General features: G+C 30.8%; 23 protein-coding genes. 18 read left to right on the top strand and 5 right to left on the bottom strand.

Annotated features, from left to right (window positions below; all coding sequences use genetic code 11):
- Positions 1-21 precede the first annotated feature (21 nt).
- From ESU54_RS08980 to ESU54_RS08910, 16 genes are all read left to right on the top strand, one after another.
- On the top strand, positions 22-735 hold the full coding sequence (locus ESU54_RS08980; protein ID WP_111845600.1) for a DUF4386 domain-containing protein: 714 nt from the start codon (positions 22-24) through the stop codon (positions 733-735).
- Between the two features lie 17 nt (positions 736-752).
- Positions 753-1,199, top strand: a complete 447-nt coding sequence (locus ESU54_RS08975; RefSeq protein ID WP_111845599.1) for a DinB family protein — start codon at positions 753-755, stop codon at positions 1,197-1,199.
- Positions 1,200-1,228: 29 nt separating this feature from the next.
- On the top strand, positions 1,229-1,690 hold the full coding sequence (locus ESU54_RS08970) for a GNAT family N-acetyltransferase (protein WP_111845598.1): 462 nt from the start codon (positions 1,229-1,231) through the stop codon (positions 1,688-1,690).
- Positions 1,691-1,710: 20 nt separating this feature from the next.
- Positions 1,711-2,292, top strand: a complete 582-nt coding sequence (locus ESU54_RS08965; RefSeq protein WP_111845597.1) for a hypothetical protein — start codon at positions 1,711-1,713, stop codon at positions 2,290-2,292.
- Complete coding sequence (locus ESU54_RS08960) at positions 2,289-3,101, top strand: DUF2306 domain-containing protein (RefSeq protein WP_111845596.1); 813 nt, start codon at positions 2,289-2,291, stop codon at positions 3,099-3,101. Before ESU54_RS08965 ends, ESU54_RS08960 begins: the two co-directional genes overlap by 4 nt.
- A gap of 100 nt (positions 3,102-3,201) precedes the next feature.
- The gene (locus ESU54_RS08955) at positions 3,202-3,984 is read left to right on the top strand and encodes an SDR family oxidoreductase (protein ID WP_111845595.1); all 783 of its coding nucleotides are present in this window, start codon (positions 3,202-3,204) and stop codon (positions 3,982-3,984) included.
- A gap of 68 nt (positions 3,985-4,052) precedes the next feature.
- Positions 4,053-4,736, top strand: a complete 684-nt coding sequence (locus ESU54_RS08950; RefSeq protein ID WP_111845594.1) for an FMN-binding negative transcriptional regulator — start codon at positions 4,053-4,055, stop codon at positions 4,734-4,736.
- A gap of 217 nt (positions 4,737-4,953) precedes the next feature.
- On the top strand, positions 4,954-6,549 hold the full coding sequence (locus ESU54_RS08945; RefSeq protein WP_111845593.1) for a T9SS type A sorting domain-containing protein: 1,596 nt from the start codon (positions 4,954-4,956) through the stop codon (positions 6,547-6,549).
- Between the two features lie 49 nt (positions 6,550-6,598).
- Complete coding sequence (locus ESU54_RS08940) at positions 6,599-7,120, top strand: hypothetical protein (RefSeq protein WP_111845592.1); 522 nt, start codon at positions 6,599-6,601, stop codon at positions 7,118-7,120.
- Positions 7,121-7,154: 34 nt separating this feature from the next.
- The gene (locus tag ESU54_RS08935) at positions 7,155-7,988 is read left to right on the top strand and encodes a carboxypeptidase-like regulatory domain-containing protein (protein WP_146848105.1); all 834 of its coding nucleotides are present in this window, start codon (positions 7,155-7,157) and stop codon (positions 7,986-7,988) included.
- A 459-nt stretch (positions 7,989-8,447) separates the two neighbouring features.
- A complete protein-coding gene (locus ESU54_RS08930; RefSeq protein ID WP_111845590.1) occupies positions 8,448-8,978 on the top strand; it encodes a GNAT family N-acetyltransferase in 531 nt (176 codons plus the stop codon).
- Positions 8,979-9,276: 298 nt separating this feature from the next.
- Positions 9,277-9,777 carry a hypothetical protein gene (locus tag ESU54_RS08925; RefSeq protein WP_111845589.1) on the top strand — a complete coding sequence of 167 codons (501 nt, stop codon included), beginning with the start codon at positions 9,277-9,279 and terminating at the stop codon, positions 9,775-9,777.
- Between the two features lie 541 nt (positions 9,778-10,318).
- Positions 10,319-10,732: an MmpS family transport accessory protein gene (locus ESU54_RS08920; protein WP_111845588.1), complete on the top strand. Its 414-nt coding sequence runs from the start codon at positions 10,319-10,321 to the stop codon at positions 10,730-10,732.
- A 33-nt stretch (positions 10,733-10,765) separates the two neighbouring features.
- Positions 10,766-10,963 carry a DUF6326 family protein gene (locus ESU54_RS18250; RefSeq protein ID WP_111845587.1) on the top strand — a complete coding sequence of 66 codons (198 nt, stop codon included), beginning with the start codon at positions 10,766-10,768 and terminating at the stop codon, positions 10,961-10,963.
- A 34-nt stretch (positions 10,964-10,997) separates the two neighbouring features.
- Positions 10,998-12,026: a hypothetical protein gene (locus tag ESU54_RS08915; RefSeq protein WP_111845586.1), complete on the top strand. Its 1,029-nt coding sequence runs from the start codon at positions 10,998-11,000 to the stop codon at positions 12,024-12,026.
- An 81-nt stretch (positions 12,027-12,107) separates the two neighbouring features.
- Positions 12,108-12,695, top strand: a complete 588-nt coding sequence (locus ESU54_RS08910) for a Crp/Fnr family transcriptional regulator (protein WP_146744036.1) — start codon at positions 12,108-12,110, stop codon at positions 12,693-12,695.
- 84 nt (positions 12,696-12,779) lie between these two features.
- Here the strand turns inward: ESU54_RS08910 and ESU54_RS08905 are convergent, their stop codons facing one another.
- Complete coding sequence (locus tag ESU54_RS08905; RefSeq protein WP_146744035.1) at positions 12,780-12,974, bottom strand: hypothetical protein; 195 nt, start codon at positions 12,972-12,974, stop codon at positions 12,780-12,782.
- Between ESU54_RS08905 and ESU54_RS08900 the strand changes: the two genes are divergently transcribed.
- Together ESU54_RS08900 and ESU54_RS08895 are read left to right on the top strand one after the other, a co-directional pair.
- The gene (locus ESU54_RS08900; protein ID WP_146744034.1) at positions 12,967-13,404 is read left to right on the top strand and encodes a hypothetical protein; all 438 of its coding nucleotides are present in this window, start codon (positions 12,967-12,969) and stop codon (positions 13,402-13,404) included. The two genes, ESU54_RS08905 and ESU54_RS08900, sit on opposite strands and share 8 nt — an antisense overlap.
- A gap of 12 nt (positions 13,405-13,416) precedes the next feature.
- A complete protein-coding gene (locus tag ESU54_RS08895; protein ID WP_160113303.1) occupies positions 13,417-14,121 on the top strand; it encodes a class I SAM-dependent methyltransferase in 705 nt (234 codons plus the stop codon).
- Between the two features lie 101 nt (positions 14,122-14,222).
- Here ESU54_RS08895 and ESU54_RS08890 read toward each other — a convergent pair whose 3' ends face one another.
- The 4 genes from ESU54_RS08890 to ESU54_RS08875 form a co-directional block, all read right to left on the bottom strand.
- Entirely contained in the window at positions 14,223-15,596 is a 1,374-nt protein-coding gene (locus tag ESU54_RS08890; protein ID WP_146848104.1) for an aspartyl protease family protein, read from the bottom strand.
- Positions 15,597-16,397: 801 nt separating this feature from the next.
- Complete coding sequence (locus tag ESU54_RS08885) at positions 16,398-17,306, bottom strand: DUF4476 domain-containing protein (RefSeq protein WP_160113302.1); 909 nt, start codon at positions 17,304-17,306, stop codon at positions 16,398-16,400.
- A 1,131-nt stretch (positions 17,307-18,437) separates the two neighbouring features.
- Positions 18,438-19,487: a T9SS type A sorting domain-containing protein gene (locus ESU54_RS08880; RefSeq protein ID WP_111844601.1), complete on the bottom strand. Its 1,050-nt coding sequence runs from the start codon at positions 19,485-19,487 to the stop codon at positions 18,438-18,440.
- A 2-nt stretch (positions 19,488-19,489) separates the two neighbouring features.
- Entirely contained in the window at positions 19,490-21,793 is a 2,304-nt protein-coding gene (locus tag ESU54_RS08875; protein WP_111844600.1) for a T9SS type A sorting domain-containing protein, read from the bottom strand.
- Between the last annotated feature and the right edge of the window lie 8 nt (positions 21,794-21,801).

The raw sequence follows: 21,801 nt of genomic DNA, 5'->3' as shown, positions 1-21,801 counted from the left end.
TTTAACAAAAATAATTCAGAAATGATTTCAAACAAAAAAACAGCCAGAATTGCAGGATTATTATACTTGGGCGTTGTACTCTCCGGCATATTTAGTTTAATGTACGTACCCTCACAAATAATTGATTACAACAGTCCGTTACAAACGTATCTAAATTTGTTTTCTTTTGAACTACTATACCGATTAGGTATAATAAGCGGTTTGTTGTGCTATACTTTTTTTCTTTTCTTACCACTTGTACTTTACAAGTTATTTAAACCTGTCGATGAAAATTACGCAAAATCGATGGTCATTTTAGCAATAATAAGTGTCCCAATGTACTTTTTGAATGTGCAAAATGAATTCACAGTTCTATCACTTCTTGATGTATCAACCAACACTTATGGTTTTAGTAGCGCTCAGATCCAATCACAAGTTATGTTATACTTAGACCAATACGATAACGGAATGCGGATGATTCATATTTTTTCAGGACTGTGGCTCTTTCCATTTGGATATTTAGTTTTCAAATCAGGTTTTCTACCAAAAATTTTAGGCGTGCTCTTAATGTTAGGGTGTTTCGGCTATCTCATAAATTTTATTGGCCATACAATCAGTCCTCAATATGCAAATATGGGAATATCATCATATATAAGTTTGCCTGCAAGCATTGGGGAAATAGGGATTTGTTTATGGCTATTGATTATGGGGGCAAAAAATTCAAATTCCAATAATGAACAAAATAATATCTCATAAATTTTAAATTTTTCAATATGACTAACGATCTATTTATAAAGTTGTTCCAAAGGGACCTCGACAAACTGAAAGTTGAAATTAGTTTGTACACCAAGAAAGCCAATATCTGGGTAATCGATCCGGAGATTTCAAATTCCGCTGGAAATCTTTGTTTACATATTGTAGGCAATTTAAATCACTTCATTGGATTTGCATTAGGCAAGACAGGTTATGAGCGAAATAGAGAATCTGAGTTTTCAACAAAAAACATACCTACTTCCAAATTAATTGAAGAAATAGAAGAAGTTTCAAAAACAATTTCCAATACCCTGGCCAAGCTATCAGATGAAAATCTTAATGAGCAATATCCAATCCAAAAATTTGAAGAAAACGCAACTATAGAATTTTTACTCGTCCATCTTTTATGCCACCTTAATTATCATCTAGGACAGGTTAATTATCACCGGCGCCTCTTCGATATTTAAGAATATTTAAATTTTTAAAAAAAGAAAGCATGAGCTCAAGCTTTGAAATTCGTGAAATAACTTTTGGTGAATTTCTTATTACAAACGATGAGAAAAAAATGGACCTTTCATCAATTCACGATTTCTTATCAAAACATTCCGGATGGAGTGATAATATTCCGTTGGAAATAGTTCGAAAATCAATAGAAAACTCACTTAATTTTGGTCTGTTTCATAAGGATATTCAAATAGGATATGCAAGGGTTATTTCTGATTTTTCAACAATCGCCTATTTGGGCGATGTGTATATCCTAGAAGACTATAGAAAGAATGGGCTGTCAAAAAAAATGATGGACACTATTCTTGAACATCCAAATTTACAAGGTTTAAGACGTTGGATTTTATTGACTTCTTCAGCAAACTGGCTTTATGAAAAATATGGTTTTACAAATCTGCAAAATCCCCAGATTTATATGGAAAAATATGTTCCATATATATATGAGAATAAATAATTAATCTTCAAGAAAGAAAAATGAAGTCTAATTTACTTGCATTAATAGTTTTATCAATTTTACTTTTAAGTTGCACCTCAAAAGTTGACGAAATTAGTCCTGTTAATGATAATGAGGAGCTAATTGAAATGGTCTTGAAAGATCAAAAAATGCGATTAGAAAATTTTGAAAACTTAGAAGAAATAGACCAAGAGCATAGGACAAAAGTAATGGAACTCTTGGCTGATGGTAAAATAATTACAAACAAGGACAAACTTAATGCAGCTCTAATTCTTCAGCATACCAACTTGACCTACTGTAATGATAATCTAACTAGCTTAAGCAATGAAAACTATCTTCTTGCCTATATGCTTTCTAAAAGCGCATTTGAAAACGGCTCGAATGAGGCGGCATATTATGTGGCAATAACTTTTGATAGATATTCCTTGTATACTAAAGGATTTCAAAAATATGGAACACAGCGTGTGATTGACGATAAAACGGAAAAGGAGTTATGGGCGCCCATAGATACGAGTACTACCGATGAAGAAAGGGCAAAATATAACGTACCAGCTTTAAAAGATTTATTGAGGATGTATAACATACAAAAACCTAAAAAATGATAAAATCAACTAAAGCATTATCAGAAAAGAATTTATTAAACCTTAGTGTAAAACTATGGTTTATTGTAGCTGTGATAGGTCAATGGATATTTGCAACCTATGTAATTTTGTTCTATGGAAAATCTACTGTTACGGGACATCTTTCAAACTGGAACATAGTTCTTCCGAAAGGCTATATTTCTGGAGAACATATAGGAAATGCAATTGTAGGGATACATCTTCTTCTAGCCGCAATCATAATTATTGGAGGACCATTACAAATTATTCCTAAAATGCGCTCCTATGCCCCATTATTTCATAAATGGAATGGTCGTTTATATATTTTTATTGCATTTATAATAAGCTTAAGCGGTCTATATATGGTTTGGGTAAGAGGGTCAATTGGAGGTATGGTTCAACACATAAGTATTAGTATAAATGCCATATTAATAATGGTTTCGGCATTTTTAGCCTTTAAGTATGCTTGGATGCGAAATTTCAAAAAACATCGAATATGGGCAATCCGCTTGTTTTTGGTAGTAAATGGTGTATGGTTTTTTAGAGTAGGCTTATATTTTTGGTTATTTATTAATAATGGCCCTTTAGGTTTTGACCCTAAGACTTTTGAAGGACCATTTTTATATTTTTTAACCTTTTCACAATATTTAATCCCCTTAGCATTATTTGAACTTTATCTTAATGCACAAAAAAGTCATAATAAGGTTTTTGTAATTTCTATAGCCACAATACTATTCTTGTTTACCATTTTAATAGGAATTGGAATTTTTGCTGCTTCATCTGGTATATGGATTCCAAAAATGATGTATTAATTTATTTCAGATTGAGCTAAAAGATTAATAATTAAGTAGAATCAAAATGATTAATCCAAACATCGTGCTTTCAAAAATTTTAATTACAAGTCTTTGAAATATGAAAAGATTAGAAAATAAAATAGCACTTATTACAGGTGCTTCAAGTGGGATTGGCAAATCTATAGCCCAATTATTCCATAAACAAGGGGCCACAGTTCTTTTAAGTGACATCAAAAATTACGAAGGAGCAATTATTTCTGAAGGTTTAGGTGAAAATTGTGATTATCTATCCCTTGATGTAAGTGATGAAAACGATTGGATTAATGTTTCAAACTATATAAAAAAGAAGTATGGCAGATTGGACATCTTAATAAATAATGCCGGAATAACTGGTTTTACAGATACAGCAGAACCTCAAAATCCTGAAGATATCAATATTCAATTGTGGGAATACATTCATACGGTCAATTCCACCAGTATAATGTTGGGTTGCAGATATGGAATACAATTGATGAAAGCATTGGGAGGCAGCATAGTAAATATTTCCTCAAGAAGTGGCAATATTGGAGTTCCATCTGCAGTAGCGTATGCATCCAGTAAAGCTTCTGTTGGAAATTACACAAAAAGTGTTTCATTATACTGTGCGGAAAAAAAATATAACATAAGATGTAATAGTGTTCATCCCGCAGCAATTTTGACTCCAATGTGGGACAAAACGCTTGGTGAGGGAGATGAGAGGGAAATAAGGATTAAACAAATTGAAGCGACTATGCCCCTTGGAAGTTTTGGCAATCCATTAGACGTTGCCTATGGTGTGTTATATCTCTCGAGTGATGAGAGTAAATACGTAACGGGCATAGAGCTAAACATTGATGGGGGCATTGCGACGAGTAATAATTAATGTTTCTAGTCTCAAATAATATAAAGACTTTCTCAACTAAAAAAATAAAAAAATTTAACAAACTGACTATGTATATACCTAAAACGAATATTGAGACAAATAGAGATGAGATTGTAGCTTTTATGAAGCGGTTTAGCTTTGCCACAATTATTACAACTGTTGACAACTATCCATTGGCTACTCACCTACCCTTTCTCATAAAAATTATAGATAATAATGTTGTCTTGACTTCCCATTTTGCAAAAGCAAATGACCACTGGAAGCAAATTGAAAATAGTAAAGCACTAGTGATTTTCAGTGAACCCCATGCGTATATTTCTACAAAAAATTATTCTAAAGAATTGGAGGTACCAACTTGGAACTACATTTCTGTCCATGCTTATGGTGAAGGGAGGCTTATACCTGAAGAAAAAGAAGCTTTTGAACTGTTAGAAGCTACAATAGACAATTATGAAGAAGATTATAGAAAGCAATGGGATAATTTTCCGATGGAATATAAATTAAGAAAGATAAAAGGTATTATGGCTTTTGAAGTTAAAATAACCGATTTGCAGGCAAAGAAAAAATTAAGTCAAAATAAAAGCGAGAAAGAAAAAGATAAAATCATCGACACTCTTTCCGAAAGTGATGACACCAATGAGACTATAATTGCCGATTACATGAGGTTAGAAAAGAGAAAAGCCAAAAACCTTACATTTGCTGAAGCCTGGAAAGTTGCTTCAAGAAATTCTTTAATAAATAACATTTGGTAAAATAGAATTGGGCCTATAAAGAGAACTTCCGGTTTACATAACCCTCCATTTAAAGCTATTGACTGCAACATACCTGTTTAGAGGTAAAAAATTACACCTTCTTAAAGGTATAATTATTCCACAAATTTTAAATTATTTTCGATAGGAATATGGAAAAACTTTTTTTGTTAATCTTTAAAAAAATTTACGGAAAAGATTACCCTTAAAGACAAATTTTATGAAAAATGTAGCTCTTTTTATTTTTTTAAGTTTGGTCGTATTGAACAACACATTGAAAGCTCAAAACTTTCAAAAAGCATACGGGTATAGTGAGGACCAGCAGGAATTGTATGATTTAATACTAGATCAAAATAACAATAGCTTTACTTGTGGTGTATATAGAAATGTGTTCTTATTCCCAGAGCGAAACTTTTTCGGCACAGTAAACAAAATCGATACTGATGGAAATCTGTTATGGAATAAAGCATATCTTCCAACAGATGCCGTCAGTCTTGACGGCTTTTTCCTATATTCTATTATCCAGGATAGTCAAAATTACATTTATGCCATAGGTGTGTATTTAGGTGGTCCAAATAGGGATGGATATTATTTACTCAAAATCAATGACCAAGGGGAAGTAATCTGGGCAAAATTTCTCAATGAAGAAATTCAACTTTTATCCGACCTTCTGTATGCCAATAATGCAATTTACGCCGTCTTACAAGATAGAATAGTGAAATTTAGCCTAGATGGCGAGGTTTTGGAAGCTGTTAAAATAAATTTGGGTTTCGATATTCTCTTAAGAAAAGGGTTGGCTCTAAGTAATGGAAATATTGTTGTTACCGGTGAATCTCTTTTAAATAATAATCACAACGCTCCTGTTATAACGTTTGATCAAAATTTAAGTCCTGTAAGCAGCTATACTTATTACAGGGACACACAAAATGCAATCTATGGGACATCCCTTGCTGAAGCTGCGGATAGTTATCTAATTATTGGATTAAGTGATAGTTCTGTTTTATCTATTGACCAGAATACGGGGGAAATACTATGGGTAAAAAGCTTCATTACAAAAGAAACACCGTCCTCCTCGGATTCTCTAAATTTTGTAGAGCAAATTGTTGCGACAAGCAATCTTAACAACAACTTTTTTGTAGCAATAAACGGTTCCTATTTCGACCAAAATACAAACCAGCTCTATATTGCACTTACTGAAATAGATAGCCAAGGAAATGTTTCAGATATTAAAGCAATTAAAAAAGTTCCTTTCAATTCCATTGACACATATCTTTCTGTCTCCACCCTTGCCTTAAATAATACTGGATCCTATTATTTATCAGGCCGCCTTGTTGCTGTTCAAAACGGAACTAGTCATCATTTAAATTATTATCATAAAGGAACTATTGATGAATTGGGGTGTGGCGAAGAGACAATCAATTTTGAAATTGCTGATACAAAATCCTCCTTATTAAAAGATATTTTTCCTGCAAATTTAATTATCCCAACTACCCAGGCAGTAAGCTCAAAACAATTCAATGTATTAGATATTCTTACAGATTATGATAATAAGTATTGCATTGATCCAATTCTATCAGTTGAAGATTTAGAAACTTCAGTTGAGATTTATCCTAATCCAACCCAAAATATTTTAAATATTGTCTCTCAACAATCAATTGTGGAGGTGAAAATTTTTGATGTCCTAGGGAAGGATGTTGGAAACCTCAATATTTCAAACAACCAAATAGACGTTTCTCAATTAAATCAAGGTTTATATTTTTTGAATATTAAATTTGATAACAACAAATTGAACATCTCAAAATTTATAAAACAATAAGTCAATCAATTGTTTAACCTCAAAATTATAAATTGAAAATCAGTATAATATGAAATTTCAAAAAATAACCAGAATATTCCTTTTTGCAGCCTCAATGTTGATTATAGGTTGCTCCAAAAGTGATGACAGACCATCATCAACAGATACCTATTATTTGGAAATGAAAATGAATGGTACAGCAAAAAACTTTAACAATGCAGCAGTGGCACAGACAGCATTAGATAATGAAAATCTAGTTAAACTAATTATAGGTGGGACGAAGGATGGGTTATTAAATGAGGGATTTGAACTAGATATTGAGTTTCTGGAAAATAATATAACAATAGGTACCTATTTCCAACCGGAGCCCAACGGAGATCCTAATTATGAATTGTCAGCAAAATTTTACAACACTTCTACTAACACCTATTATAACAGTTTCTACTATGAACCTGAAGAATTTACTATTACGATAAGCGAAATTAGTAATTCGGCTGTTAAAGGAACCTATTCGGGAAAAATAAAAAATCTCGATACTCAAGATGTAATAATAGTTAGTGAAGGTCGTTTTTTTGTGCCTATTCAAGACTAAATACACTGAACCATAAACTTTAATTTAGAAATACATGCCCTTTAAAATATTGCTCTCAATTGCATTAATATATATAGGCACATTAAGCTCTATTGGTCAAAATATTGAATTATCTGGGCAGGTGAAAGCTGCCGATGGTGTAGTTCTAGAGTTCGTAAACATCGGGATTCAAAATAAAGATATTGGAACAGTTTCAGATAAAAACGGTCTTTTTTTTTTAAATATCCCCCCTTCTAACCAAAAAGACAGTATCACTGTTTCATATGTGGGATACTTTAATAAGACATTATCCATAGAGGAGATGATAAAAAAAAGTCCTGAAACAATTTTACTAAAGTTAAATCCATTCCAACTTGATGAAGTCATCATAAACAATTCAGAAAAAAAAGAATTAAAATTAGGCACTCAGAGTTACAGCAATTGGGTGGTTGGATATGTAAAGTCAAAAAACGATAGCAATAATGACATCCAAGAATTTGTAAAAAAAATAAAAATAAAAAAAGCCTCACAAGTTTTAAATGTAAATATTAATCTATTTAATATTAAACAGGAAACGGCAATTTTTAGGGTTAATTTTTACAATGTTAAAGATGGACTTCCCTTTCAAAAAATCAACCGTTCAGGCATTCTATTTGATCAGCCCATCTCTGAAGGCTGGAATCAGTTAGATCTAACCCAATACGACTTAAAATTCGATACTGATTTTTTTGTTTCCATCGAATATATTCCTCAAAGTGGAGGTCAAGAAGAACCTTTTAACTATAGAGGAAAACTTTTTGGAAAATCCATTAAAAGGACTGCTAGCCAAGGCGAATGGAATATTACAAGAGGTGCGACAATAAGTATGTATGTTACAGTAATTCAATAATCTATTTCAAGGAATGTCTTTGTATAATCAAGTTCAAACTATGAAAAAAAATACTTTATTAAATTTAAAAAAAACCTAAACGTTTAAAAAACAAATGATGTTTAAAAAAAGGTATAGAATGGCAAAGATAGAACTGATTATGATTCTTTGTATATTAATATGTTCATCAAAATCTCAAGTAATCAATAAACATCTTATAATTGTTATTTAGCAAATCAAAAATTGAGATAAATAAAAATTTAAAGCAAAAGCTAAAACCTATTCAACTTTGGTCTTAAAATATGTTTCGCTGATAATCCAAGGAAAAATATTTGATAATTTTAGCAAGCTTTGGCACGAGTTAAGTATTATGTCAGCTATAATCAATTTGAATTTTAAAAAAATGTTGCTAATTTGTTTAAAATCGAATTTAAATTACGAATATTCCGAGACTGTAAGTACATCACTTATATATAAAAAATGATAGAAACAGAAACACTTTTATTAAGGCCTATCACAATTGAAGACAATCATCAAGTTTTCAGTTACAGGTCAGACATTGAAACAAACAAATACCAAGGGTTTGTGCCAAAAGAATTAAAAGAAGTAGATAACTTCATTGCGAAAAATCCGTTAGAGATTAATCAACCTGAATCTTGGTTTCAATTAGTTATTATAGAAAAATCCTCTAATGAAATTATTGGAGATATAGGAATCCATTTTATTGCTGATGACGGCTTTCAATGTGAGCTTGGGTGTACTTTAAGTAAAAAACACCAAGGAAAAGGTTATGCCACGATGGCTATGAAAATTACCATTGATTATTTATTTAACTCTTTAGACAAACATAGAATAAAAGGCTCAGTTGATCCTAGGAATATTGATTCAATTCGACTTTTAGAAAGGCTGAACTTTAGAAAAGAAGCCCATTTTAAAGAGAGTTTATTAATTGATGGAAAGTGGGTAGATGATATAGTATATGGTCTATTAAAAAGTGAATGGGATCAATAAATTAACAATGCCTAAGCAAATACAGAAGCTCATCTAAACAATAAACCTCTAGATTACTAAAAGCGCCTTTAGCTGAAAAGTTCTCAACATTATGGCAATACTCTACTAATCACTGGACAAATACCTAATTAATTCTATAAAAACAGAGTTTTAAAAAAATTTACCTGAATGCAGGTATTTTATTTTACTTCTAATTGAGTATTGAAAAATACCTCCCTTCTCAATAGTTTTACTACTAGCATTTACACTTTATCAAAGTAATAAATTCCTACCCCCGACCTTAAATTATTATATAATCATGAAAACAATTTTTATTTTTTTAATATTCATTTTATCCTCTTTTAACTCCCAAGCCCAACAAGAATTGCCTGAGTTTATTGAAAAACCAACTTTCTTCGATACACAAAGCAATAAATTGGTCGATCTGGAAAAGTCTCAATATAATACGATAACGAAGTCAAAAGGGCTTTTTGGAGCAGAAGGAGGTTTCTTTTTAAATGGAGTAACATCTAAAGTTAGAATACCAAAAACTAGCTCACTAAAATTTATAGTGAAAGTTAATCCGGGTGTAGATCCAACATCTATTCTGGATTTGGTACAATTTGAAATAAAAAATGATAAAAGAGTTTTTATCACTACCAAATCAAAAGGTACTAGTACTTCAACATCTTTTGAAAAAATAAGCTATGATGTTGAAAAAATAAAAGAAGGCTATTATTATTTAATTGTTAAAAACATTGATACTGGAGAGTTTTTCTTTGGTTCAAATGATTTTATGTATGCCTTTAGTGTTAATTGATAAGTCGATTTGCATAAAATATTCCTGAAGTTTTAAAGGTAGAATATGAATAAGTCTAACAGGGAAACTAAGATATGACACATTTCTCCATACACAAGCTAAAACCAACCCTCCTATTTCTATCTATTAATTTGGCTTTAAGTTCACTATTCTATTTTTTGATTATTTATTCTGGAAAACTCGGTGGAGGAAGTGGCTTATACGCGGCAGGTTTAATGTGGTGTCCTGGAATTGTTGTATTAATTACAATGAATTTTTATACCTCTTACTACAGACACGGGAAACACGGCTTATTTTATTGATGAATTCGGTATAGAATTACCATGCGTCGCTATTGGAATTGCTCTCTATTTTTGGAATATAAGAAGTGAATTAATGCCAATACTAACTTTAAAAAATTAACCATAAAATGGCAGTTCCGGAGTTATAAGAAAAAATGACCAAAGAAATCTTGACTTAAGATGTCTTGAAAAAAGCGTCGAAAAAGACGGACACGCCGAACAACCGTAAAAAAAAGTAGGCTTATCAATCTTATATAAATATGAAAAGAAAAAAAATGAAATTTTTGCCAACCGTTTTAATTTTATTACTAATGACCATTATGATATCCTGTAACAAAGATGATGATTCTGGCTCTTCTGGTGGTAATTCCAAAACAGTGAAATATGAATTGTCCGGAACTTATTCAGGAACTTTAACCATTGTATATATTAATGGGGATGGTGTAAATCAAGTTGTTGATAACGTTTCCCTCCCGTGGTCTAAAGAGGTTGTTATTACAGCAGCAGATCCAGTAGCATTAGTTCTACAAGCAGGGTCAACAGTTGGTGGTTTTGGCCAAGCAAATGAAAGTATGACCGGAACTATTAAAGTTGGAGGAGTTGTTAAGAAAAATGGCAGTGTAAACTCTACAAGTATTGGATTTATTGATTTGGGTATATCGACCTTACTATAGTATAGACCTTAAAGATAAAACACCTTTTAAGCAATGGAAGAACCATTATTACAAAATAATCAATATAATAATAAAATTCTCGCGTATCTGTGGATCTTTCTTACCGTAAATTATATTTTTTGCGGTGCGTTTAAATTAATGTACTCCAGGGACTTTCAGCAAATCCTAGAAGGAAGTATAGGTGGTTTGGAATTGACCTTGAGTTTATTAAAGAGTAATATGCAGATTTAAGATAAATATACGTTGGGGTATTATATATAAAAAAATGAAAATAATATTAGTATTTATAACTGCTCTTTTGATATCATGCGAGCAAAAAAAAAGTGAAAAAAAGCAACAGGGCAATGCTAATATTGAGGTTGAATTAATCGGGGTTCAAAAATGGTTTGATGCTTGGGAACTGGTTGCAAATGATATTTTAAAAATTTCTTCATTTGAACCCCCTTTAATGATATTCTATGACGAAATATTTGTCTATACAAATACGAAGGAAGAGATTGAGAATAGCTTAGAGATAAAAGGTCCACAGTTTTTTGGAAAAAAAGAAAAATGGGTAAAATACAAACATTATGATAAGCTGACATTGCCAAATGGACAGATTACACCCATTGAAATTATGTCATTTGCAGCGTCAGGAAAAAAAGGATCCAATCAAACCTTTTTTGTAATGGGAACCCCTTCATTTTGGATACAAAATCAAATTCAAAGTGATGAATTGGGTGATGAAAATTTATACACCAGTATTTTTCTTCATGAATTTGCACATTCTCAACAAAATAAAAATTTCGGTAAAAAACTTCAAGAATTTGAAAATGAAATTAACCCCGAAATTGAATTAGATGATAATTTAGTTCAGAAACAGATGGATGGAAATCTAGAATACAACCAATCTATGAAAGCTGAAATAAATCTATTTTACGATGCCTTTTGGGCTATTGATCCTGTTGACTCAAAAAAACTGACAAAGAAGGCCTTAAGCATGTACAACGCGAGACAAACTCAATATTTTGTTGGCACAAAAGAACTATTTAAGACATATGATGATTTTTTTATCACTATGGAGGGCATTGGCAAATATGTGGCTTTTATCTGGCTAACAAATCCAAAAGGAGCAAATCTAGATAATGAAACTGCTATTGAAGGTCTTAGGCGCAATAAAAAGTGGTGGTCACAGGATGAAGGTTTGGCGATGTTTTTATTATTTTATAAACAAAATACAAACGATATTGGGAAATTAATGTTTGGCACTGATATAATAACTATAAATAAGTGTATCGAAGATATTGCCTACTAATTTTTAAATTAAAAACTAAAAGAAAAAAATGCTATAGCGATATTTATTGCTATATATCATTCTTTTTATATTATAAATTAATTGGAAAATAATACTCATCCCATGTATAGTCCCATAGCTGAAGTTTTAAATAAGACAGGTCGTTATTCTCAATTAGAGCTGGTTCTTTTTGAAAAAGAACTTCTTTATAGAAAATTAAAAAGAGAAGATTATTTACTCACTAAAGGCGAAATATGTTCCTCAGTTTATTTTATAATTGAAGGAGCACTATATCAATACAAAATTAATTCCGAACAAGATAAATCGATTATAGATTTAAACCTTGCAAAAGACTGTGTGTTAAATTATAAAAGCTTTATTTTACAAGAACCCTCAGCTTATTATATTCAAGCATATGAAGACACTTCTATTTACGAGTTATCAATAGATTCAATACATAAACTTATTGCAATATCTCCCTCATTTCTTCAAATGGGAAGGCTAATGGATGAAACTCTTTTCCGTATTGAATTTTACGACAATAATTTTTCTCCTGATGAAAAGTATGAACATATTTTAAATAATAAACCTCAAATAATTCAAAAATTTTCTCAAAAACTTATTGCTTCCTATTTAAACATTACTCCCGAAACCTTAAGTAGAGTTAGAAGTCGTTATTTTAGTTTATAGCATCGTTATTGATTCTAATCAAGTTTACTTTAGTATTAATTCCGCATTTTTGATTTTCGAATAAATAGAAAATCATATGAAAAGTTATTTTACCAAAAGTACCGGTACTTCAATAATATTAGGAGCTATTTTAATGTTAGCGACTATGGTATTCCATCCATCTGGCGGAAGTATTGAAAAAATATTAAAAGAATCCAAATCCTTGTCGATAATCCACTCGTTGGCAATCTTTTCAATTCCAATATTAATGTTTGGCCTATGGGGTCTAACTATGTCCATTATAGACAAATACAGGTTTGCTATATTTGGATTTATATTCGCGTCCCTCGCCTTAATTGCAGCATTGCTAGCTGCTCTTATAAACGGTCTGACCCTTCCTTTTTTTCTTGGAAAATACGCAATTGATGGAAGTAAGAAGGAAATTATACTTAAAGCAATAGTCAACTACAGCTTTGCACTCAATAAATCCTTAACCTATATATGTATAGCCTTTTTCTGTGTTTCAATTCTCATTTATTCCATCACTATACTTCTTTTTTCCAAATTCCCTAAATGGATAGGATATATAGGAGTCTTCATTGTTCTATTTGCAATTATTATTGCGGTTAATGGATTTGTTTTAACAACCTTATATGGGTTTCGAATTTTCGCTTTTGGTCTTGTTAGTTGGCTGGTATCAGCAGGAATAATATTATTAAGATCAAAATAAATATTTATGGATATGGAAAAAATAAAGAAAGCGTATGAAAAAATTGCAGATAACTACAATGCATTGATTGAGAATAAACCACATAATGCATATTATGATAGACCTAATACTTTAAAACTTATTGGAGAGGTAAAAAATAAAAACATTCTAGACGCAGCCTGTGGCCCAGGAAAATACGCAGAAATTTTTATTGCCAATGGAGCAAATGTTACAGGGTTTGATCTTAGCCCTAGAATGGTCCAACTTGCTAAAGAAAGAAATGGAAGTTCAGGATTCTTCTTTGAACAAGATCTCGCCAAACCATTTAAAACCTTATCAGAAAATTCTTTTGATATTGTAGTCTGTGCTCTGGCTATGCAGTACGTTAAGAACTGGAACCAAACAATCACTGAATTTCATCGGGTTTTAAAAAACAAAGGAACGCTCGTCATTTCTATTGAACATCCCTTTTTTGAATATACTTACTACAATTCCTCTAAGTATTTTCTCATTGAACAAATAAAAACAGTCTGGAAAGGATTTGGTAAACCAATAGAAATGTTAAGTTATAGAAGACCGCTTTATGAGTGTCTCTCACCAATTACCAATAATGGTTTTTATATTGAAAAATTAGTGGAACCTATCCCAACCAAAGAATTTAAAAAGTTAGATCCTAAACACTTTAAAGAATTGAATGAATTTCCCGCATTTATGTGCCTTAAAGCTGTTCGGAAATGATTTATCAAAATAAGAAATTTGAAAAAATACATAAATTTTAATAGCCTCAGTCATAAAGACTCATATTTATCAGCCGCCTCCATTGAAACTAATAATCGTTCTCACATAATAGCATTTTTAAGGTAGAATTTTGTTTTATGTAATAACCCGTCTCTTCTTATTTCCATTGCAATTTTTTTTCCTTCTTCACTAGAAAATATTTCTATCAGTTGTTGAAGTTTATATTCATAACACGGTTTTCCATTAATTGAAATAACCTCATCACTTTTTTCAATTCCAGCTAATGCAGCGGGAGAACCTTCTCGAACATCGGCCACAATGTATTTTGGCACTAATGACAATTGAACTTCGGGTGTGATCGAAACACCGTTCCTGATAAAACTCTTTTTTTGGTTTTCTAGATTCGAAATGACAGCTGTATGTCCTTCTTGCTTTATCAATTCCATACCTTCATGCTCTAGAGTCAATCCACTCATATTGAAATTAAACGGATCTTTAAACCTGCTGTTCTTTTTAAACCTTATTAAATTATTTCCATAATCAAAAGTAACATTGAACTTACTTAAAAATCCTCCACCAACACTACCGTGACGATCTTCATAATAACGCGCTTTCAGGATTGAATTTTCTTCAGGAAATGACGTTATTACTTTCTTTAGAATATATTTACCTACAATCAATTCAGGAATTCGGGCGCGTTTACCAAATATATTTCCGCTGAGTCCCAGACCTAAAAAATCATGGAAATAATTTTTCGGTGATTCCTCAATAAAGCCATCATCATCAAAGAGCCATAAAACATCACTAGATCCCGAATCTATCAATAATTTTATTTCTTTTTGTTTTTCAACGGAAACTATATTTAGAGAAACATATGGTTTGCTTCCCACAAAATTTAGTGGCAAATCCTCACATTTATTACATTTTTCGAGTTTATATTTTTTAGGATCAGAAACAGTTATAACTTCCGAAGCATAATTAATTTTTACAATAAAATTCTGAAAGAATTCATTTCCCAGAATTCCGTGTATTGGGATGCCCATTCGTGGGGAAAAATTGAGGGAACTATCAAAAATTATATATAGTGAATGGTCTCGGTCGAAAATATTACCAACTTTTACATTATTATTTAAGCTTTTCAGCGCTTGTACAGTTCCATCCGGACCTAAGCCCTGTAAAAGCACGGGAGAAGTATTGCGAAGTTGAACGCTATCTACTGCTTCCAAACTAAAAAGGATTGTAGATTCTACTCCCGTATCTAGAATAAATGAAAGGGGTGTGCCATTAATTTCTACATCGACAATGGGTAGATTGTTAACTAACCGAAACGGTATACGGTCTCTCTTTTTATTCTTCTGGAAAATAAAACCAGATTGCTTCGAAAAAGAACTAATATGGTTATTCTCTTTGGTATATTGAGAATATGAAATGACACTAATAAAAAAAAATATTATCGTTGTAAAATATTTCATCATTATTAAATTTGGTATTCTGTATGTTCTTGTAGTTAGTTACATAATCTAAAAAAAAATGGTCATCCCAACTTTGCTCATATTTTAAACAACCTAAATTAAAAGTTAAACCCCTCGCTTAATGCAAGGGGTCCTTCCTTCTTAAAAACTACTAACTAAACTCCAATTTATTCACTATCTTAACTCAAAAACATGAAATTACGTAGGTTTTTAAGATATCACTATATTCTCCCTTTTTTGGCTTAAAAGAATCCTATAGTAATATTTATTATTAAATTTTTCTTTTTCTAAAATTACTTTCATATTATCGTATAAATTTTTATTCGCATTCGACCTAATTATTATGGAATTTTTCCAAAATCGACTTGGTCGTAAAGAAAGTTTCATTTATTTAAAGCAAATTTAAAACTGTATTCAGAATAAAAAAATACCTATAATTAGCGTTTTTCATTTACCTGTAATGAGGTATAAATTGTTTGAGAAACAAATTTTAAATTATCTTGGAAATGATTTTTTTTTAAAAAATCATCGTAATTAATGTAAAAATCTAATGATATCATATTAGTCCCATCACAAATTTTCCAGCTCCTTAACCAAATTTTTCAGAATAAGTAATCCACAATAAAAATTCTGCCTATATCAAGATATTATCGAAAGAAATAAAATAACAGACCCATTCCCTTCTCGGTTTGACTTTTAATAGTCATCTCTTTTGGTTTATGAACCTTTTTAATTAATCAAGGTATGTTATTAAAATATTCAAATTAAATATTAATACCCACCTTTATATTTCTGGGTTTCCAACTATTTTTTTCCTTGAATATAATTGGATAATTCTTCTATATTAACACTGAAGGAAAAAATATCATTTACCAAAAAATATTTTTTTTTGTCAATACAATTGGCATATGCAAATTTTGCAAAAGATAATTTTGAATCCTCAAAATTAAATACTTTCGCAATTTCAATAATTTGGTTAACACTCAAACAATTGGCTGAACTAATCTGTTTTGCAGTGGTCAATTTGGTTTCTTCAAAATTTTGATTTTTTACTGAAGAAACGGCCGCATTGAAATCTGATGATTTCATCTCATATTTTTGATCACAAGAATCTCGATAAGATCCAAAGTCATCAAAACCATGTGTATTGTTTGTGATTGTAGTTTGGGAAATAACCACTGGTTGACGATCATATATTGATACATTCATATTAAAGCCGTCTACACTTATGTTTGCTCCTACTCCAATATTATCAGTAACTGTAGTTATTGTTGTAGTCTCAATTGTTGATTTTTTGATAATTATATCATCAAAATGTATTACATGAACATTTTCTTTTGGAATATAAACTTCTGATTTAGGCGATTCAGAAAAATAATTAAATTTCATCTTATTGCTATTATTCTTATCTCTTCTTATCCTGTATGTCACATCAATATAATTATCATCGACATCAATCACATTAATATTATCTTTATTTATTTCAATCAAATTTTCATTTTCAAATTCAATTCTAACTTGATAAAATGGTTGATCCAAATCTTCAACACGAATATTAGTCTGCGGAATATCATTCATCAGCTCTCCATTAAGGGTTAAAAAGAATTTATCACCTTCCTCAGAGAAAATAGTTAAACAGCCTTCTGAGTTATACTGTGAATATGATATGGATGTTATAAAAAAAACTAATATGGTTTTAAGATAATTTTTCATGCTTATAAATTTCAGCTTTTGCTTTAAAGAATTCATTTTGTTTCGATATTTATTTAAGTAATCAATTAGCCCTAATAATTTTTTAAGCTACCCTAACAGTTAAACCCCTCGTTAATTAACAAGGGGTTCTTCCTACTTAAAAACTACCAACTAACCAAACTCCCAATTATTTAATATACATTTAAACTATTAATTATGAATTTATGTAGATTTTAAGATTTTATTATTACGATAGGCTCTTTTTCTATTTAGTCAAAATAAAAGCCTCCATTAATAATAAATGAAAGGTCGTAATCTATCCTTTAGATCTTCAATTTTCCTATCACTTTTTTTTGCGCTTCAATTGTTTCACTTGGGTTTTTACAGGAAGATATAACCAAAATTATTGTTATCATTAAGAATCTCTTTTTCAATATTTATTTTTCCTAAAGCACAAAATTAAAAATTCATAATGTTATACGAAATACCTGATGATAGCCTTAATTTAATACCTGCAAATAGGTATAATCACTTTTAAAAAATTGAACAAGAATCACTTTATTATATTTTTCATTTTGTGCGTCAAAAAAAATTACATCTGATTTTTAAAAGTCCTATTTACTACCAGAAAATTCTTAAAAACCTATGAATCCAGCCAAGGATATCTAAATTAAACAATGAAAAAAATTAAATTTAAACCTTAACTACTGGAGAACCTTTTTTTTCAAAAAACCCTATTTAGGTCTTATAAAATGAAGAGGTGGTGGCAATCAGCCCCCCTCAGAGCGACCACCACCATAGTTTAACTCCTCATCAATTCAACATCGCTTAATACCAAATGAAATATCATTTTCGAAATAAAATAAAGACATCTAAAAAATAGTTATAAAAGACTAACCTGATGAATGATTATAAAAAAACAGGTGGTTTTATCGCTATAATCAAACAGAAAAAAATATTTTTTTTAAGGATGACTCTTAAAGTTTTAATAATCACAATATTTAAATTTAAGAAATGATGTTAGTATCATTTCTCTCTGTAGAAATTAGATAATTGCTAATAATAAATGGAAATGTATTTAAAGCGTTTGTCTTTTTTGTGTTTTTTAAAAATTGCAATGGTCCCAAATAATTAATTAGGACTATTTAAAATTTAATTTTTTATAATTTTTTTTATAAAAAATTTGCCTCCCATATTTCTTATTTTTAATAGATATACTCCCGGTTTTAAAGATTCTATATTTATGGAACCGCTTTCATCAATATCAACTTTCATCTCTTGTACCCCTGTTGCATTATATATTTTTACTTCACTAATATCTAAATCCCTAGTATAAAAATTGATCTTTGAAGATGTTGGATTGGGGAATAGTACTACAGAATTATCGATAAATTCTGGCGTGCCCAGTAAAAATAGCTTTTCATAATTAGCAGTTTCAATTCTGTTCGGATCATTGGATGCCATTTCAAATGATAAGATTGCACCTTTCACCGTTGAGCTATACCAATAGAAACTATTTTTTGAATAAGGGTTTGATTGGCCAATTGAATTCGTGTCTACCCCATTTTCCACTCGATGTATTCTAACTACATCATTCAATGTTTCTCCATCCGGTGTTACTAATGTGCCAAAACCATCAGCAGTAACCTCAACGGTTCCTGTTACGGTGTGTTCAATACCTGAAGACTGATCGGAGTAAAAGCGATCGAAAGTATCTACATAAGTATCCTGATAGGTAAATGGAAAATCAAGTTCTTTAACAGGGTCAACATAATGATCCTCCCAACGCTCATTACTTGGGTTATCTGCCCAGCTTCCAATAAATTCTAATTTATCGGAATCAATATATATATAATTGTAATTGTTATTGCCACTATCAAATTCATCGGTCTTTCTAATATAGCATAAATTAGCAGCACTATAGTCTGCCCTCAAAAATGTTGGATAAAAAGGTGTTCCAACTGGGTTAACAAATTGCAAGGTATCAACGATAACTGAAGAATGATTAAAATCCATATCCGAGTAATCCCATATAATGTTCTCTCCACTATCACCTGAAGTAAAATTTTCAAGTGATATGTCAAACTTATTGTGTAATAACACTACATCCCCTTCCACATAATAATTATCCCTCGAAATAGAAGTTTGTCCATTCATTACAATAGACAGTAAAATGATATTTAAAAATATTATTGTTTTCATATTTATTTTTTAAAAATTTTTTTGTTTATGATATTTCCTGATTTTAATACTATTTTTAGTGTGTAGAGGCCCGACGCTATATTTGATAAATTCATCTCAAACCGATAACCCCCTTTGCTATCCATAATTTTCTTTCCATCCATTGAATACAAGGTAATCACCTGAACTTGTACGTTTTTGGAAAATATATGAATAATGTCGGGGGTGGGATTTGGAAAAACAATTACCTCTTCTTGTAAACCTCCAATTTCAGGAATAGACAAAGTTTCTAAATCAACTTTGTATTTAATCAATCCCATATCATAGGTTCCAAGATAAATTTCAGCTTGATTTTCTGTAAATGCTATTTCAGCACCAGTAGAAGTTATATATTTCAAATTTTCATAAGACACTTCATTCCAAAATTGGCCACCGTCACTAGAATAATTAACTGTTAACGTTAGTTGATTGTCAAAATCCATAGCTACGATATGATTGCTATTTATTGGGGAGCTCCATACTTTTTGTACGTGAAAATTTGACAATGGAATCCAGCTATTGGCATCATCCAATGATGTGAAGACACCTTTCGATGTTGCAATTGTCAATTGATCTGAATTTAGTGGATTTTGCTTTATTTCATAAATCATGTCTTGTCCCTCAACTAAACTCTCCAATCCTTGTGATCTCAGCTGCCAACTAAAACCATTGTCCACAGTTCTATATATTCGAGCTTCTAACGCAATAGAAATTTTATTTGTACTCAAGGAGTCTATTAAAATAGTTGAGAGTAAGCCTTGTGTTGGAAGGTTAACAAGTTCCTGTGTCACGTTATTTGGGTCCGTTATATCAATCCGAACCAAATTACTTATTGCAAAATCATTGGAAAAGGAAGCTAAAATTATAGAATTGTTACCTGGGTTGGATTTTATATCATGTAAAAATTGAAAGGAAAGAGGAAATGAAGACAATATATTTCCATGATTTTCCATTATTCCCATACCAGATCCATTAAAGGAACTTGAAAACGCATACACTCTTCCTGATACATTCTTATCAAAAAAATAAGTGCTTGTAAAATTCGGAAAAGCTTGTAAGGGTACTATAAAAAAAGGTGTATCAATATTGGTATTTATATTTTTATGTATGTATCCATTTTGGACATTATAATATAAATTTTTCGCCAATTCACTTTCGAAATAGCCTACGTTTCCTATTGAGAAAAAAAATGGGTTTTTTACTTGTAATAAAGTTTCCCCTCCATCATGAGTAAAAAGTGGATAATCATTATTTGTTATAAATATCTCATTGTTATTAAAAGGGTTAATTGATGCATTAGTCCCGAAATAATAATTGTCAAAATTTCCAATTTCATTCTGAAAATGAAGGACCTCGTAATTTTGAAAATTCGTGAATGTTCTAACTATTTCATTTACACCTAATACCAAAATAGAATCAAAATTAGTAGGGTCAAATTGTATTTTAAGAATGCCATTGGGTACTTCCGAAGCCCAATCATTATCTATATTCAACCAACTGTCTCCATTGTCCATTGAGCGATACAAATTTTGAATCTGTGAACCATAAGCAGAACCTAAAAATATCTCTTCTGGGTTGTCAGGTCTAAAAACTATTTGATTAAAATCTATTCCAGAAAGTTTCTCTTCCCAAGATGTCCCTCCGTTATTTGATATTAATAAACCACCATAATCATTAGGATCTAGACCACCCTGACGTGCGATAAAAATCTTACTCGGATTCCCGGGTGAAATCGCAACTCCATTGGGGAAAATTGCATCAAAATTTTCCGTTTGATAAATATCCTCCCAACTATTCCCACCAGTGTTTGTGTAATAAACTTTTCCAAATATTCCACCTCCAATCCCATAAATTTGTTGCACAACAATAAACTGAGGATCATTCATATAAAAATCATATGAAGTTATTTCGCTTTCATCAGCACCACTTGGTATTGGAATATTGTATTCAGTAAAAATTTCAGCACTTGATATTTCGAGTACAAATATTTTATTCCAATTCCCATAACCGGTATCAACTGTAAAGCTAATTTTATCATTCCCAAAGAATTTTAGATTTTGTATAAAGACGTCCCTATCAGGATGCGAATAAAACAAATTCCAAGTGGCTCCATTATCAGTAGAGCGAACTATATGATTTCCAATAGTAGCTGCATAAACGGTATTCTCAATAGAAAGATCATATGTAATATCCACGATCCTTCCAAAATCAGTAGATCCAATCGGATCTATTTGAGCAAAACTTTTTACACAAAAAAAAAGAAATATAAAAAAGTAATACTTATTCATTTTATAAA

The sequence above is a fragment of the Aequorivita antarctica genome, assembly GCF_007997155.1.
Classification (GTDB): Bacteria; Bacteroidota; Bacteroidia; order Flavobacteriales; family Flavobacteriaceae; genus Aequorivita; species Aequorivita antarctica.
The sequence above is the reverse complement of the archived record's forward strand: the minus strand, read 5'-3'. Positions and strand labels throughout refer to the sequence as shown.